Genomic DNA, 13,218 nt, shown 5'->3' with positions numbered 1-13,218 from the left:
GATCAGTTTCCTTCTAGAGAAAGGGTGGCCAACCTGGCCTGGAGAGCACGAAAGGCAATGCCGCGTTCGTCGCCGAGGACAAAGGCGCGGACCCCGCGCTCGCGCCAGCGGCCCAGGTCACCGGCCTGCCGGGGGATCGCGCAGTACGGCACGCCGGCATGGTCCGCCGCCTGCCAGGCATCGAGCAGGGCCTGCTGGACCGCCGGCTGGTCGATCTGCCAGGGCGTGCCGAGGGATTGCGAGAGGTCGGCCGCGCCTTCGAAAATCATGTCCAGGCCCGGCACCGCGGCGATTTGCGCGGCGTTGCGCACGCCGGCGGCGCTTTCGATCATCGCCACCAGCATGATCTGTTCGTTAGCCTCGGCCACGTACTGCGCCAGGCTGTGCTTGCCGAAACTGCCAGGGCGCCCGGCGTTGAGGCTGCGCTGGCCCAGCGGGTGGTATTTGCAGGCGGCAATCGCCGCCTGCAACTGCTCGGCGGATTCGATCATCGGCAGCACGATGCCCTGGGCACCGCCGTCGAGCAGGCGCAGCAGGGTCTTCGGATTGAGATCGGCGACCCGCACCAGCGGCGTCAGCTCGTAGGCCTCTGCCGTGCGGATCATGTGCTCGACGGTTTCCGGATTGATCAGCACGTGCTCCATGTCGATGATCACGAAGTCGAACCCGGCCTCGGCGATCAGTTCGATGGCCGCCGGCGCCGGGATCGAGCTGATCAGCCCGTACACCGCCTGCCCGGCCGTCAGTTTGCGTTTCAGCTGGTTGCTTCTCAGCATGCTTGCGGCCTGTAGGCGTGGAGTGGATTGGGCACCGACTTGAAGCGCCGTTCAGCGTCGCCCAGCAGGCGGCGCTTGGTCAGCTCTTCCACCTCGTAGCTCGGCGCGAACACGTCGAACAGGCCGAAACGGTCGCGGTGCTGGGGATGGGCGTTCTGGTAGTCAAGAATTACGTCGGCGGTCATCTGCCAGAACTGGCCTTCGTCGAGCTGGTAGTGCTGGCGCAGGAAGATCGCCATCTCCGCCAGGCAGATGAAGAAGAAGCAGTCGCAGGAGAAATCGCGCACCGCGTTGACGTCGTCGGTGAGGATGAAAGAGTTGCGGTTGAGCTTGGCGTGGCTGGCCGGCAGCGGCACCAGCTCCGGGCACAGCTCGGGACGCGCCAGGTGCGCCGGCGAGTAACGCACGCCGTCGTGGAAGTCCTTGAGGGCGATGCGCTGCGGCCAGCCCTGTTTGACGATCAGCACGATGTTCTGGCCGTGGGACTCCATGCCGATGCCTTCGGCGTAGAGCATGTGGATGATCGGCGGCACCGTCACCTGCAGCAGCTGGCGGGTCCAGGCCTGCAAGCCGTACTGGCGGATCCAGGCATCGATGAACGGCTGCTGCGGCCCCGTGCCGTAGCGGTTCTCCACATGGCTCAGGCCGTTGAACGGCACGGCCTGCTCGTCGGCCTTCAGGTACTGATGGATGCTTTCGCGCCAGATCGCCCCCAGGGTGCCGTAGGCCTGGGGCCCGCGGGACTCAGGGAGGTGCTGGTAGTCGAAGCTGACCCCGGCCACTTCGCCGAGGATCACGAAATCCAGCTGGCGCGCGGTGCTGTCGCTGGCGATCAGCTGTTGCAGCCAGTCGGTGATGATCGGCCCGTTCATCACTGTGTGCCGGGCCAGGATGCGTGTGCTGGAGGTGTTGGTCATGCTCATCGCCAGCTTGACGTAGGGCCGCTGCTTGGCCGTGGCGTTGGCCAGGGTGCGGATCGACTGCTGGGCCTTGTACTGGTCGTCCGAGGTGCCGAGGTAGATCAGCTCGCCGCTGAGCAGCTCCGGGTAGAAGGTCGAGACAATCAGGTTTTCCCACTGCCACGGGTGCACCGGCAGCAGTTGGTAGTCGTCCAGCGCCCGGCCCTGGCTGGCCAGTTGTCGCTCGACCTGCTGCCAGCGTTCGGCGCCCAGCTCCTGGCGGATAAAGGCCGGGAAATCGAGTTTTTGCGAATGCTTGAGCGAGGCCCGGTTGCGCGCCACCGCCAGCCAGACCACGGCGATCGGCGTGGCGAATTCCGGGCCGTAGGCCTGGTTGTCCGCCAGGGAGAAACCGATGCGCGACTTGTAGCACGGGTGGTAGCTGTGGGCGTCCATGAAGTGCTGCTCCAGGGCGTCCACGTCCAGCTGGTGGGCCGGCTTTTCGGCCTGGTACCCCTGGCTGCGGGCTTGCAGGTCCTTGAGCTGGGTCTGCTCCAGTTCCTGGATGAAACGCCCCAGGTGCGGGCTGTCCTGGTAGTCGCCGAGCAGCTCGGCCAGGGCCTGGTGCAGGTTCGGCACGCTGCGCTGGCCGCGGCTGTCGAGGCGCTCCAGGCTGGCGGAATCGAGGCGGATCAAATCGAAGCTGGCGCTGAGCAGGCCGTTGCAGTGGTATTCCACCCGCTCCTGGCGGCCATCGACGCCGAGCACCACAAAACGCCGCTGGCCGCCGTCCAGCGGCTGGCTGTCGAACGCCAGCACGCCTTCGTACAGCAGGGTCTGCAACAGCTGGCCGACCACCCGCTGCTGCACTTTTTCGTCGATACGCCCATCCACCCTGGCCAGCCAGGCGCCGGGGCCGGAATGCTGGCTTGAGGTTGTCGAGATTGCAGTCGCCATGTTCATACCTTGTGCAAAGAAGGGTTAACGGTGTTCGAGCGCGCCGGGCACTGCCTCGGCGGTCTCGTCGGAAAGGGGAAAACGCCAGGCACAGGGCAGTGCCAGCAGGATCAGCAGGCCGGTGACCACGAACACTTCGCTGATGGCTCCGGACATGCCCGCCTGCTGGGCCTGCACGCCGCCGTCGACCAGACGGAACTCCAGCCACAGCGAGGCGATGACGATGGCCAGGGACGACACCAGGCGCCGCGAGATGTTGTTCATCGCCGCGCCCTGGGTGACCATCGGCTCGGGCAAGGCATTCAGCCCGGCGGTGGTCACCGGCATGTAGGACAGGCCCAGGCCGGCGCCGCGCAGCATCATCAGCACGAACACCAGGCCGATCGCCGCATCGGCCCGGAGCAGGCCCAGGGCCAGGGTCGACAGGCCGGTCAGCAGCAGGCCGATCGACACCACCAGCCGCGGCCCGTGGCGATCCAGGGCGCTGCCGCCCATGCGCCCGAACAGGCTGGCGAACACCGCGGTGCACAGCAGCGCCAGGCCGGTCCAGAGGGCGCTGTAGCCAAGCACCGTCTGCACCAGCAACGGCAGCAGCACCAGGCACTCGAACATGCCCACCGACTGCACCACGGCGATGATCACGCTCAGGCGATAACCGCGCAGGGCGAAGATTCGCAGGTTGAGCAACGGCGCCTCGCGGCGCAGCTCCAGGCGCACGAAGGCCACCAGGCACAGCAGCGCCACCAGCAGCATCCCCAGGTTTAACGGGTCCACCAGCCCGGCGGCGTGGTGCAGGCGGCTGATGGCGATCATCAGCAGGCCGATGCCCGAGGCGATCAGCAGGTAGCCGGCCAGGTCGAACGGCTTGCGCTCGGCCGGCTCGGCAGCCGGCAGGACCGCGAGGCCCATCAGCAGCGCGACGACGCCGATCGGCACGTTCATCAAAAACAGCGAGCGCCAGCTGAACCACTCCAGCAGCAGGCTGCCGCACAGCGGGCCCACCGCCGGCGCGAGCATCACCGCCGCGCCCCACAGGCCGGTGACCCGGCCGCGCTCGTCCTTGGCGTACACCGAGAAGATGATCGCCAGGGACAGCGGGATCATCAGGCCGCTGGCGATCCCCTGCACCACCCGCGCGGTGATCACCAGGGCAATCGAATCGGCCAATGCACCGAGCAGCGAACCGCCGATGAACAGCGCCACGCCCCACAGGTACAGGCGCCGGCGGCCCAGGCGTTGGCTGAGGAAACTGGTGAGCGGCATGGTCATGCCCATGCTGGTCATGAAGGCCGCGACTATCCAGGTGGCCATCAGCGGGCCGATGGCGAACGCCTCCATGAACGCCGGCAGCGCCGGGTTCAGCGAGCTGTTGTTGAGGCTGACGGTCAGGGTGCCGAGCAGCACGTTGACCACTACCCAGCTACGCGGTGCGTTGAAGCTCACAGCGCGGCTCCTTCGAGCAATTCACCCTGGCGCAGGAAGTGCTGCGCCGGCCGTGGATGACAGAGGAAATCGGCGTGGGAAATGTTGTAGCCATAGGCCCCGGCCATGGGCAGCACCAGCAGGTCGCCGACGCTGACGCCCTTGAGCGGCTGGGAGCGGCTCAGCACATCCTTGGGCGTGCACAGCTGACCGACCACGGTCCAGGCCTGCTCCGCCGTGTGCGCCGGCTGCGGCGTGCGCGGCAGGTGAATCAGCGGGTGGTTATGGCTCTGCGCCGCGGGCAGGCGGAACTGGTGGGTGCCGCCCCGGCATACCAGAAAGTGCTCGCCATGGCTGGTCTTGGTGTCCAGCACCTCGATCACGTAGTAACCGCAGAAGGCACTGATAAAGCGCCCCGGCTCGAAGCGCAAGATCGGTGCCTGATCGCCCTGCTCCCCTAGCCGGCGTTCCAGGTAGCGGCACAGGCGCTGCCAGTCGAATTGCTGGCCACTGAGGTAATCGACGCCGATGCCGCCGCCGACATTCAGGTGGGTCAGTTGCTCGGGGTGCGCCGCCAGGGCCTTCCACAGCGGCCAGCGTTGCAGATAGAAATCCAGCAACTGCTCATGGCGCTCCACCGACTGCTGGTGGGACATGGCGTGCACATGGAAACCCTTGAGGCGCAGATGGCTGGCCCGCTCAACTCTTTGCACGGCCTCGGCCAGTTCCGCCTCGTCGATGCCGAACGGCGTGGCGGTGCCGGCCATGGCCAGCCGGCTCGACTGGTTCTGCGGCAACTGCGGGTTGATGCGGATGAATACCGCTTGCACCCGCCCGGCTTCCACGGCCAGGCGTTGCAGGCGCTCGATCTCGTTGAGGCTTTCCAGGTGCACCGCTTCCACCTGATGGGCCAGGGCCGCGCGCAGGTCGGAGTCGAGCTTGCCGGGGCCGGAAAACACATAGGGCTTGCGGGTCGGACAGGCCACCACCCGCTCGATCTCGCCGCCCGAGGAAATCTCGAAGCCCGTGACCAGTGGGGCCAGCGCCGCCAGCACCGGCGCCTCGCTGTTGGCCTTGATCGCGTAATACAGCTCGACCCCGGCCGGCAACGCCGCCATCACCTGGCGCACATGGGCCTGCAAGGTATCCAGATCGTAGATAAAGGCCGCCAGCGGGTCGGCACTGCCGGCCCGGGCCTGGTCGATGGCGCGCAGGACTGCCTGGGACAACTCAGCCATAACGGGCCTCCTCGCTCCACGGCGAACTCAGGTTGACGTAGCCGGCCTGGCGATCGGCCTTGGCGGCCAGGCGCACCTTGAGGTTGGTCTTGCAGGCGATCGGCTGGCCGGCGATCAGCGCGTCCAGCTCCGGCGCCGGGCGCACCAGCTCGTCGCGGATGCGCCGCAACTGCTGCTCGACCCGTTGCCACATCCGCGGCGCCAGGTGCGGGCGTTCCCAGCTCAGGGCCAGCACCGCTTCCGACAGGTTGTTGATCAGCAGGCAGTAGGTAATGCGGCTCCAGCCCTGCTCGCGGGAATACAGCAGCGACTGGCGCACCCGCGGGTGCAGGCCGACCTCGATCTGCGCCATGCCCAGCTCATCGGTGAGCTTGACCCCCTCGAAGTCCCGCAGCAGCAGCTGTTGCGGCTGGCCCTGGTCGTGGATCAGCACGCTGTTCTGCAGGTGCGGCTCCATCACCACGCCGTGGTTGAAGAACAGCGCCAGCACCGGCCGCAGCAGCAGCGCCTGGTACTGGTCGAACCAGTCCACCAGTTGTTCGTCCGCCAGTGGCTGGGCGTTGAAGCCTTGCAGGAAGTCATGCACCAGCGGCCGCGAATGGATGTCGCGGGCAAACAGGGTGCCGGCCATCACGCTGCGCTCGGCGCCGGCGCGGCGGCAGAAGTTCTCCCGCAGGATCGCCCCGGTCTGTTCGCGGAACCAGTGGGCATCGGCTTCGCTGGCGTGCAGCGGCGCCCAGCTCATGGAACCCGGCTCGGCCACCGCCGACAGCCCGCCCAAGGTTTCGGCCTGGGTCCGCTGCAGGCGCTGGAACAGCTGGTCGATGATCAGCGTGCTTTCCAGCTCGTACCAGGCGTTCTTGCGCACGCAATTGGTGATGCGCACGTTCAGCGAGCCCTTGATGAAAAAGTCGTGGTCCTCGATGTACCAGGTGCGCATCGATGCCGTCGGGCTGGCGAGCGGCCCGGTGGCCCCATGGTCGACCACCTCGCCCAGCTCCAGCAGGCGCTGCACCCGGCGGTCCTGCATGAACAGCTCGGCCTGCACCGGGTGCATGCAGATCATCGCGTGCCCCGGGCGCGCCCGGCCCTGGTCGGCGAAACCGGCCATCACCTGCTCCTCACTGAGGCCGCTGGCGGTCACCCGCAAACCCTGGCGCGGCACTTCGAACAGGTGCAGCGCGGTCTCGGCCTGGAACTCCGGGGCGTAGGTTTCCTGGGCCAGGTGCGCCGGCCACAGCCGCGCCTTGGGCGCCGGGTGGTTGGGGTGGCCGAACCACAGACCCTGCTCGCTGGCCAGGTAGCCACTGAGCGGCGCCGGGCCCTGGCCGTCCATGTTGTGGGCAACGATGGCGGCGGTCAGCAATTGGCTTTGCAGCACCTGGTCCAGCAGCTCATCGTTGCTGGCCCGGGTCATGTGTTCGCAGGCGCCGAGCAGTTGCTCGACGAACTCGGCAAAGGCCAGGCAGCGCCAGGTCTCGCCCTCGCGCCGGGCATACACATCCGACAGGTAACGATGGCTGCCCAGGTGGTCGCGGCGATCGACCATAACGAAGAACTGCTGCTGGTTGGGCAGGTCGATGGTCAGCGGGATGCCCTTCCATTCCAGGCCGTCCAGGTAACTGCCGGGGGCAATGCCCTGCATCTGCGTCGGCCAGCTGTAACTGAGGCAGTTTTCCGGCAAGGCGAACTCTTTGATCAGGCAATTGAGCAAGGCGCGTGTGGTCGCCAGTTCACTGACCATCTTCGATAAAACATGCTTTGATAAAACATCGCGATCTGAATAATTCATAGGTGCTCCACAGTAGCCCGTGCGGTCACTGGCTGCGTAATGTCGCGGCAAATGGTTAGTTGCTCTTCGGCCACACTGAAAAGCCGACAGATACCCGTCGGACGAAATCGTCCGCTTACACTTTCAAATAAAACTTTTCATCTGACAGTTTTCTGCCAGGAACTTAAAGTGTGAAAAACGACACACTTTTATCGACTTCGGTTAATCCCCGAAACAGCCCTTCAAGAACGGCTCTGCAATAAAGCGTCCGCCACCGCGCGGGTAAAACGCTGGATAACCTGCTGGCACTGTTCGTCGTCGATGACCAGCGGCGGCAACAGGCGAATCACGTTGCCCCGGCGTCCGCCGCGCTCCAGCAGCAGGCCCTGTTTGAAGCAGTGCTGCTGGATGGCCACGGCCAGGCTCGGGTCCGACGGGAAATGCCCGTGGCGGTCGGCCGGCTGGCGCTCGTCGACGATCTCGATGCCCAGCATCAGGCCGCGCCCGCGCACCTGGCCCAGGGCCGGATAGCTCGGCTGCAAGGCCATCAATTGCTCCTTGAGCCACTGCCCGCGGCGCTCGGCCAGGGCCGCGATGTTCTGCTCGCGCAGCACCTGCAGGGTCGCCAGGCCCGCGGCCATGGCCATCTGGTTGCCGCGGAAGGTGCCGGCGTGGTTGCCCGGCTCCCAGGCATCGAACTCGCGCTTGATGCCCAGCACCGCCATCGGCAGGCCGCCGCCCACCGCCTTGGACATGACGATCATGTCCGGCTCGATGCCGGCGTGCTCGAAGGCGAACATCTTGCCGGTGCGGGCAAAACCGGCCTGCACTTCGTCGAGGATCAGCACGATGCCGTGCTTGCGGGTCACCTCGCGGATCGCCCGCAGCCAGCTGGCCGGCGCGCAGTTGACCCCGCCCTCGCCCTGCACGGCCTCGAGAATCACCGCCGCCGGCAAGGACACGCCGCTTTCCACGTCCTCGATGAACTGGCTGAAGTAATGGGTCAGCGCCTCGACCCCGGCTTCGCCGCCGATGCCCAGCGGACAACGGTATTCGTGGGGGTACGGCATGAACTGGACCCCCGGCATCAGGCCGGCGATGGCGTTCTTCGGCGCGGTATTGCCGGTCAGCGCCAGGGCGCCGTGGGTCATGCCGTGGTAGGCCCCAGAGAAACTGATGACGTTGTGCCGCCCGGTGTGGGTCTTGGCCAGTTTCAGCGCCGCTTCCACCGCGTCCGCCCCCGACGGCCCGCAGAATTGCAGGCAGTAGTCGCGCCCCTGGCCCGGCAGCAGGCTGAGCAGGGTTTCGCTGAAGGCGTCCTTGACCGCGGTGGTCAGGTCCAGGGTGTGCATGGGCAGGCCCGAGGCCAGGAAGCTGTCGAGGCTGGCCATGATCGCCGGGTGGTTGTGCCCCAGGGCCAGGGTGCCGGCGCCGGCCAGGCAGTCCAGGTAGGTCTTGCCTTCGACGTCGGTGACCCAGACCCCGTGTGCCTTGGCGATGGCCAGCGGCAACTTGCGCGGATAACTGCGCACATTGGATTCGAACTTGCCTTGCCGGGCCAGATAGTCGGCATTGGTTTTTTGCAGAGGACTAGTGCGCAATATGCCATCATTCAACATCTGTTCACCCTCGTTAAATTCGACATGCAAATTATTATCATTAATAAAAAGGTGCAACTGCTTATTCGAACTTATTTGGAAATTTACATAGCACTTCCAGGCATAAGTTAAATAGCGCGCACACCAAAAACCAAGTTGATAAACCTGGGAAAAGTCATTAACGATGCCATGAGTTAGCCATGTTATTGCCATCTTCCTGACAACTTCGTTAGTTGCCATTAAATGGCCAATACCTCATTCAAGAGGCCGGCAAGTTCATCATGTAATAACGGGCATACATCCTTCCTCGACCGGGGAACCGGTCATGGCCGATCGATACGGTGGTGCGCCCTTCCCTGTGGCGCTTGTCCGCATCGTTTCTCAGAAACCTACGGTTGCCGAAAGCAACAGGGTCCGTGGCGTCGCCAGGGTCAAGCCCGGCTCGCTGTCGTCCGAGGCCCCGGCCGAACTCCAGTAACGCTTGTCCAGCACGTTCTCGACATTGGCGCGCAAGGTGATGTCCTTGTCGTCGAGCTTGAATGCGTAGCGCGCACCCAGGTCGAAACGCTCCCAGGAGTCGATTTCCTTGCTGTTGGCCTGGTCCAGGTACTGCGAGCTGGAATAGATGCCGCGCGCGGTCAGGGTCAGGCCCTGGACTTTCGGCACATCCCATTCGGCACCCAGGTTGACGTTGTACTTCGGCGTGGCCGGCGCCCGGTTGCCGTCGAAGGTGCCGTTGGTGGTGTCCTTCAGTTCGCTGTCGATGTACATCACCCCGCCCAGCAGGCGGAAGCCCTTGAGCGGCTCGCCGAACACGCTCAACTCGACGCCGTCGTTCTGGCGCTTGCCGTTCGGGCCGAAGACCCGGGTAGTGGCGTTGGTCTCGTAGGCCGGCTGCTTGATGCGGAACACCGCGGCGGTCAGGGCGAACGCCCCGGCGTCGTACTTGGCGCCGGCCTCGACCTGGCGGCTGATGAACGGCGGGAAGATTTCGTCTTCGTTGATCGAGGTCGACGGCGCGATCTTGCCCTGGCTCAGGCCTTCCATGTAGTTGACGTACAGCGACAACTGATCGGTGGCCTTGAACAGCAGGCCACCCGAAGGCGAGACCTTTTCCTCGTCGTAGGCGGTGTCGCCTTTGACGCCGTCGCTCCAGTCGTCGACCTTGACCCGCTGCCAGCGTGCGCCGAGGGTCAGCAGCAGGCGGTCATCGAAGAAGCCCAGGGTGTCGGACAGCGCCACGCCGCTGAAGCGGTTCTCGGTGTAGACCTTGGGGTCCAAACGCGTCGGCCGCGACGGGGTCGGCGTCGGCCGCGGGTTGTAGAGGTTGCTGGGGGACGCGGCATAGCGCGCGCCGCCGTTTTCGAAATCCATGTAGAAGTAGCTGGCCGCAAGGTTGACCTCATGGCTCACCGGGCCGGTATGGAACCAGCTGCGCACGCCCGCCGTGGTGGTGCGCACGTTTTCGTCGCGGGTGAAGTCGCGGGGCTGGACGCTGAAGTCGCCGGCGTCGTTGGTGATCGACACCGCATGACGGAGGAAGTCGTGGTTGCTTTTGCGCGCGCCGACGCCGCCGTACAGCATGATCGAATCATTGACGTCGTATTCGGCGTTGACCGTGCCGAAGGTGTCCTTGGTCCGCGCCTTGCTCCAGGACTGCGCATAGTTATGCCGCACATCGTCGGCGTCCGGCACCTTGGCGTTGGCACCGATCTGCACCCGCTCCTGGGGGGCGTCGGTATCGCGCTCGGTGTGGCCGATGTCCGTCGACAGGCGCAGGCGTTCGCCACGGAAGTCCAGGCCCAGCACCGCCATCTCGCGGTCGACGCTCTGATGATCCCACTTAGTGTCGCCGGACTGCTTGACCGCGTTCAGGCGCACGCCGAACTTGTTGTCCTCGCCGAAGCGTCGGCCGATGTCCACCGCACCGCCGACCTGGCTGTCGGAGGCGTAGCTGCCGGTGAATTCGGTGATGGGCTTGTCGGTGGCGCGCTTGGGCACCACGTTGATCCCGCCGCCGACGCTGCCCCGCGGCGAGATGCCGTTGATCAGCTGGGTCGGGCCCTTGAGGATGTCCACCCGGTCGGCCATTTCCATGTCGATGGTATAGGTCGGCAGCACGCCATACAGGCCGTTGTAGGCGACATCGCTGTTGAACAGGCTGAAGCCGCGGATGGTGAACTGCTCGTAGCGGCCGCCCGCCGGGTTGGTGGCACGCACCGAGGGGTCGCTGGCGATCAGGTCGCCGAGGGTCCGCGCCTGCTGGTTCTTCACCACCTCGCTGGTGTAGGTGGTCATGCTGAACGGCGTTTCCATGAAGTCCTTCGAGCCCAGCAGGCCCTGGGAACCCCGGCGCGCCACCTGGCCGCCGGCGAAGACGTCGCTGTCGGTCGCGCCGCTGGCACCGAGAATCGAGGTCGGCGCCAGTTGCAGGCTGCCGCCTTGCGGCGCCGGGGTGAGGATATAAGCCTGTTCGCCCACCGGTTGCAGTTGCAGGCCGGAACCTTGCAGCAAACGGGCAAAGCCCTCTTCCACCCCGTACTCGCCGGACAGCCCGCTGCTGTTGCGCCCGCTGACCAGCTGCGGGTCCACCGACAGGTTGACTCCCGCCAGACCGGCGAAACGGGTCAGCGCGGCGCTCAGCGGGCCGGCCGGCACCTGATAGCTGCGCCGCGCGGCATCGTCGGCCCAGCTGGCCTGGATGAAGAACGGACTGGAACTGAGGGACAGCATGAGGCCCAAGTGCAACAACGGGCGCAGGCCGGGGGCAACCGGGCGCAAACGGTAAGGCAATACTGCGGGCATGGGAGGAAGCTCTCGTTTTTTGTTCACTTACCTGGAATGACCGGCGAGGCGAAAAAAAGGGACAGGCTTCAGCCAATATTTTTTGGCGGGGTGTTTTTCGGCTGGCTTTTCTGCGGGATCAGCGTCACCCAGTAGCGGGTGCGCGAATGCACTTGCAGCGGCAGGCTGGCGGCCAGCAGCGACAGCACGCGGTCGGTGTTGTCGAGACGGAAGCTGCCGGTGACGCGCAGGGCTTCCAGTTCCGGTTCCCAGCGCAGCAGGCCCGGACGATAACGGCTCAGCTCGCGCAGGAAATCCCCCAGCGGCTGGTTCTGCGCCATCAGCACGCCGTCGCGCCAGCCCGGCAGCTGCGCATCGAAGGCGTCGATCTGGCCGGCGCCTTCCGCGCGCAGCCGGACCCGCTGGCCTTCGCGCAACACCAGTTGCGGCCCGAACAAGGGTTGCAGCTGAACCGAGCCGCTGACCACCGACACCCGGCAATCGTGCTCGTTGAGGCGCACGCAGACTTCGCTGCGGCTGACGATGATGCGCCCGTAACGCGCCTGGATGGTCAGCGGCGCGCTGCCCGCCACCTTGAGCGCCATCTCGCCGCGCACCAGGGTCACTTGCCGCGCACCCAGGTCGACGTTGACTGCGCTGGCGGTGTTCAACTGCAAGGAGCTGCCATCGGCCAGGGGCACTGTGCGGTGTTCACCGGTGCCGGTCTGCAGGTCGGCGCGCCATACGTCCAGGGGTAACTGGCGGGTCAGCAGCCAGGCGGTCGGCACCAGTGCGGCGACGCCGAGGGCGCGCTTGAGTACCGCGCGCCGCGACGGCTCGGGACGATCCAGGGTGGCCAGCGCCAGGGCCGACGGCAGCGCGGAGAAACGCTGGCGCAGCTGCTGCGCCTTCTGCCAGGCGCTTTCGTGACGGCTGTTGCTGTTGCGCCAGTGCTGCAAGCGGGCGTGATCGTCGGCGTTGGCCGCGCCGGATTCCAGCAGTGCCAGCCACTGGGCCGCGGCGCGGGCCACCTCGCGGGTTTCGCTGGACGGCGCCGAGCGCATCACAGCTCCACCAGCAGGCAGTGTTCGTAGGCCTGGGCCATGTAGCGCTTGACGGTGCGTTCCGAGACGTCGAGGCGTTCGGCGATCTCGCGGTAGCCCAGCCCTTCCAGCTGGCTCCAGAGAAATGCCCGGCGCACCAGCGGCGGCAGGCCATCGAGCAGTTCGTCGAGGGCTTGCAGGGTTTCCAGCAGCACCCAGCGCTGTTCCGGGGACGGCACGCTGTCTTCGGGCAGGCTGGCCAGCGCGTCCAGGTAGGCCTGTTCGAGTTTGCGCCGGGTATAGAAGTTGCTCAGCAGGCGCTTGCCGACGGTCACCAGGTAGGCCCGCGGCTCGCGCAGGTCGACCAGTTGCTGGGAGCTGGTGAGCACGCGCAGGAAGGTGTCCTGGCTCAGGTCCGCCGCATCCCAGGCGTTGCCCATGCGCTGGCGCAACCAACTCTCGAGCCAGCTTCGATGGTCGCGGTACAGGGCATGTAGGCTTTGCTCCGGTGGCGTCGCTGCTTCAATCATGTCAAGAGCCCTGCGCGAAGGATTATTCAAATGAGACTGATTCTAATTAATATTCATAAGGCAAACCAAGTCCTTTCGTGTGATACGCGTCTAGTTTTCATCTGACGGGGAAAATCGGCGGGCGCCCTGGGACCATGGTCCCAGGGGCATGCAGCGTTCCAGGAGCAGGGCCTGGTCGGGGCTGGAACAGCGCCCGGCCC

General features: G+C 65.7%; 9 protein-coding genes. All 9 read right to left on the bottom strand.

Going from position 1 to position 13,218, the window contains the following annotated elements; all coding sequences use genetic code 11:
* Window positions 1-2: 2 nt before the first annotated feature.
* The 9 genes from NRG23_RS02040 to NRG23_RS02000 all read right to left on the bottom strand — a co-directional run bounded on the left by NRG23_RS02040 (window position 3) and on the right by NRG23_RS02000 (window position 13,018).
* Window positions 3-776 (bottom strand): HpcH/HpaI aldolase/citrate lyase family protein, encoded by a 774-nt coding sequence (locus NRG23_RS02040; RefSeq protein ID WP_257373585.1) that lies wholly within the window; start codon window positions 774-776, stop codon window positions 3-5.
* Window positions 770-2,638 (bottom strand): IucA/IucC family siderophore biosynthesis protein, encoded by a 1,869-nt coding sequence (locus tag NRG23_RS02035; RefSeq protein ID WP_257373584.1) that lies wholly within the window; start codon window positions 2,636-2,638, stop codon window positions 770-772. Before NRG23_RS02035 ends, NRG23_RS02040 begins: the two co-directional genes overlap by 7 nt.
* 18 nt (window positions 2,639-2,656) lie before the next feature.
* The gene (locus NRG23_RS02030; RefSeq protein ID WP_257373583.1) at window positions 2,657-4,075 is read right to left on the bottom strand and encodes a DHA2 family efflux MFS transporter permease subunit; all 1,419 of its coding nucleotides are present in this window, start codon (window positions 4,073-4,075) and stop codon (window positions 2,657-2,659) included.
* Complete coding sequence (locus NRG23_RS02025; RefSeq protein WP_124303931.1) at window positions 4,072-5,292, bottom strand: type III PLP-dependent enzyme; 1,221 nt, start codon at window positions 5,290-5,292, stop codon at window positions 4,072-4,074. The genes NRG23_RS02030 and NRG23_RS02025 overlap by 4 nt, the downstream gene beginning before the upstream one ends.
* Window positions 5,285-7,084 carry an IucA/IucC family siderophore biosynthesis protein gene (locus NRG23_RS02020; RefSeq protein ID WP_257373582.1) on the bottom strand — a complete coding sequence of 600 codons (1,800 nt, stop codon included), beginning with the start codon at window positions 7,082-7,084 and terminating at the stop codon, window positions 5,285-5,287. Before NRG23_RS02020 ends, NRG23_RS02025 begins: the two co-directional genes overlap by 8 nt.
* Window positions 7,085-7,305: 221 nt before the next feature.
* Window positions 7,306-8,682, bottom strand: a complete 1,377-nt coding sequence (locus NRG23_RS02015; protein ID WP_257373581.1) for a diaminobutyrate--2-oxoglutarate transaminase — start codon at window positions 8,680-8,682, stop codon at window positions 7,306-7,308.
* A 360-nt stretch (window positions 8,683-9,042) separates the two neighbouring features.
* On the bottom strand, window positions 9,043-11,466 hold the full coding sequence (locus NRG23_RS02010; protein WP_038632604.1) for a TonB-dependent receptor: 2,424 nt from the start codon (window positions 11,464-11,466) through the stop codon (window positions 9,043-9,045).
* 68 nt (window positions 11,467-11,534) lie between these two features.
* On the bottom strand, window positions 11,535-12,509 hold the full coding sequence (locus NRG23_RS02005) for a FecR domain-containing protein (RefSeq protein WP_124313614.1): 975 nt from the start codon (window positions 12,507-12,509) through the stop codon (window positions 11,535-11,537).
* Window positions 12,509-13,018: a sigma-70 family RNA polymerase sigma factor gene (locus tag NRG23_RS02000; protein ID WP_007925423.1), complete on the bottom strand. Its 510-nt coding sequence runs from the start codon at window positions 13,016-13,018 to the stop codon at window positions 12,509-12,511. Before NRG23_RS02000 ends, NRG23_RS02005 begins: the two co-directional genes overlap by 1 nt.
* Between the last annotated feature and the right edge of the window lie 200 nt (window positions 13,019-13,218).

Source organism: Pseudomonas sp. T8 (assembly GCF_024610635.1).
Lineage (GTDB): Bacteria > Pseudomonadota > Gammaproteobacteria > Pseudomonadales > Pseudomonadaceae > Aquipseudomonas > Aquipseudomonas chlororaphis_I.
Note: the sequence above shows the minus strand (reverse complement) of the source record. Positions and strands in the feature narration are given on the sequence as shown.

What these genes read in the sequence shown, in the direction of transcription:
- NRG23_RS02040 (WP_257373585.1), bottom strand. Translation starts at nt 776, where the DNA reads ATGCTGAGAAGCAACCAGCTGAAACGCAAACTGACGGCCGGGCAGGCG.
- NRG23_RS02035 (WP_257373584.1), bottom strand. Translation starts at nt 2,638, where the DNA reads ATGAACATGGCGACTGCAATCTCGACAACCTCAAGCCAGCATTCCGGC.
- NRG23_RS02025 (WP_124303931.1), bottom strand. Translation starts at nt 5,292, where the DNA reads ATGGCTGAGTTGTCCCAGGCAGTCCTGCGCGCCATCGACCAGGCCCGG.
- NRG23_RS02020 (WP_257373582.1), bottom strand. Translation starts at nt 7,084, where the DNA reads ATGAATTATTCAGATCGCGATGTTTTATCAAAGCATGTTTTATCGAAG.
- NRG23_RS02015 (WP_257373581.1), bottom strand. Translation starts at nt 8,682, where the DNA reads ATGTTGAATGATGGCATATTGCGCACTAGTCCTCTGCAAAAAACCAAT.
- NRG23_RS02010 (WP_038632604.1), bottom strand. Translation starts at nt 11,466, where the DNA reads ATGCCCGCAGTATTGCCTTACCGTTTGCGCCCGGTTGCCCCCGGCCTG.
- NRG23_RS02005 (WP_124313614.1), bottom strand. Translation starts at nt 12,509, where the DNA reads ATGCGCTCGGCGCCGTCCAGCGAAACCCGCGAGGTGGCCCGCGCCGCG.
- NRG23_RS02000 (WP_007925423.1), bottom strand. Translation starts at nt 13,018, where the DNA reads ATGATTGAAGCAGCGACGCCACCGGAGCAAAGCCTACATGCCCTGTAC.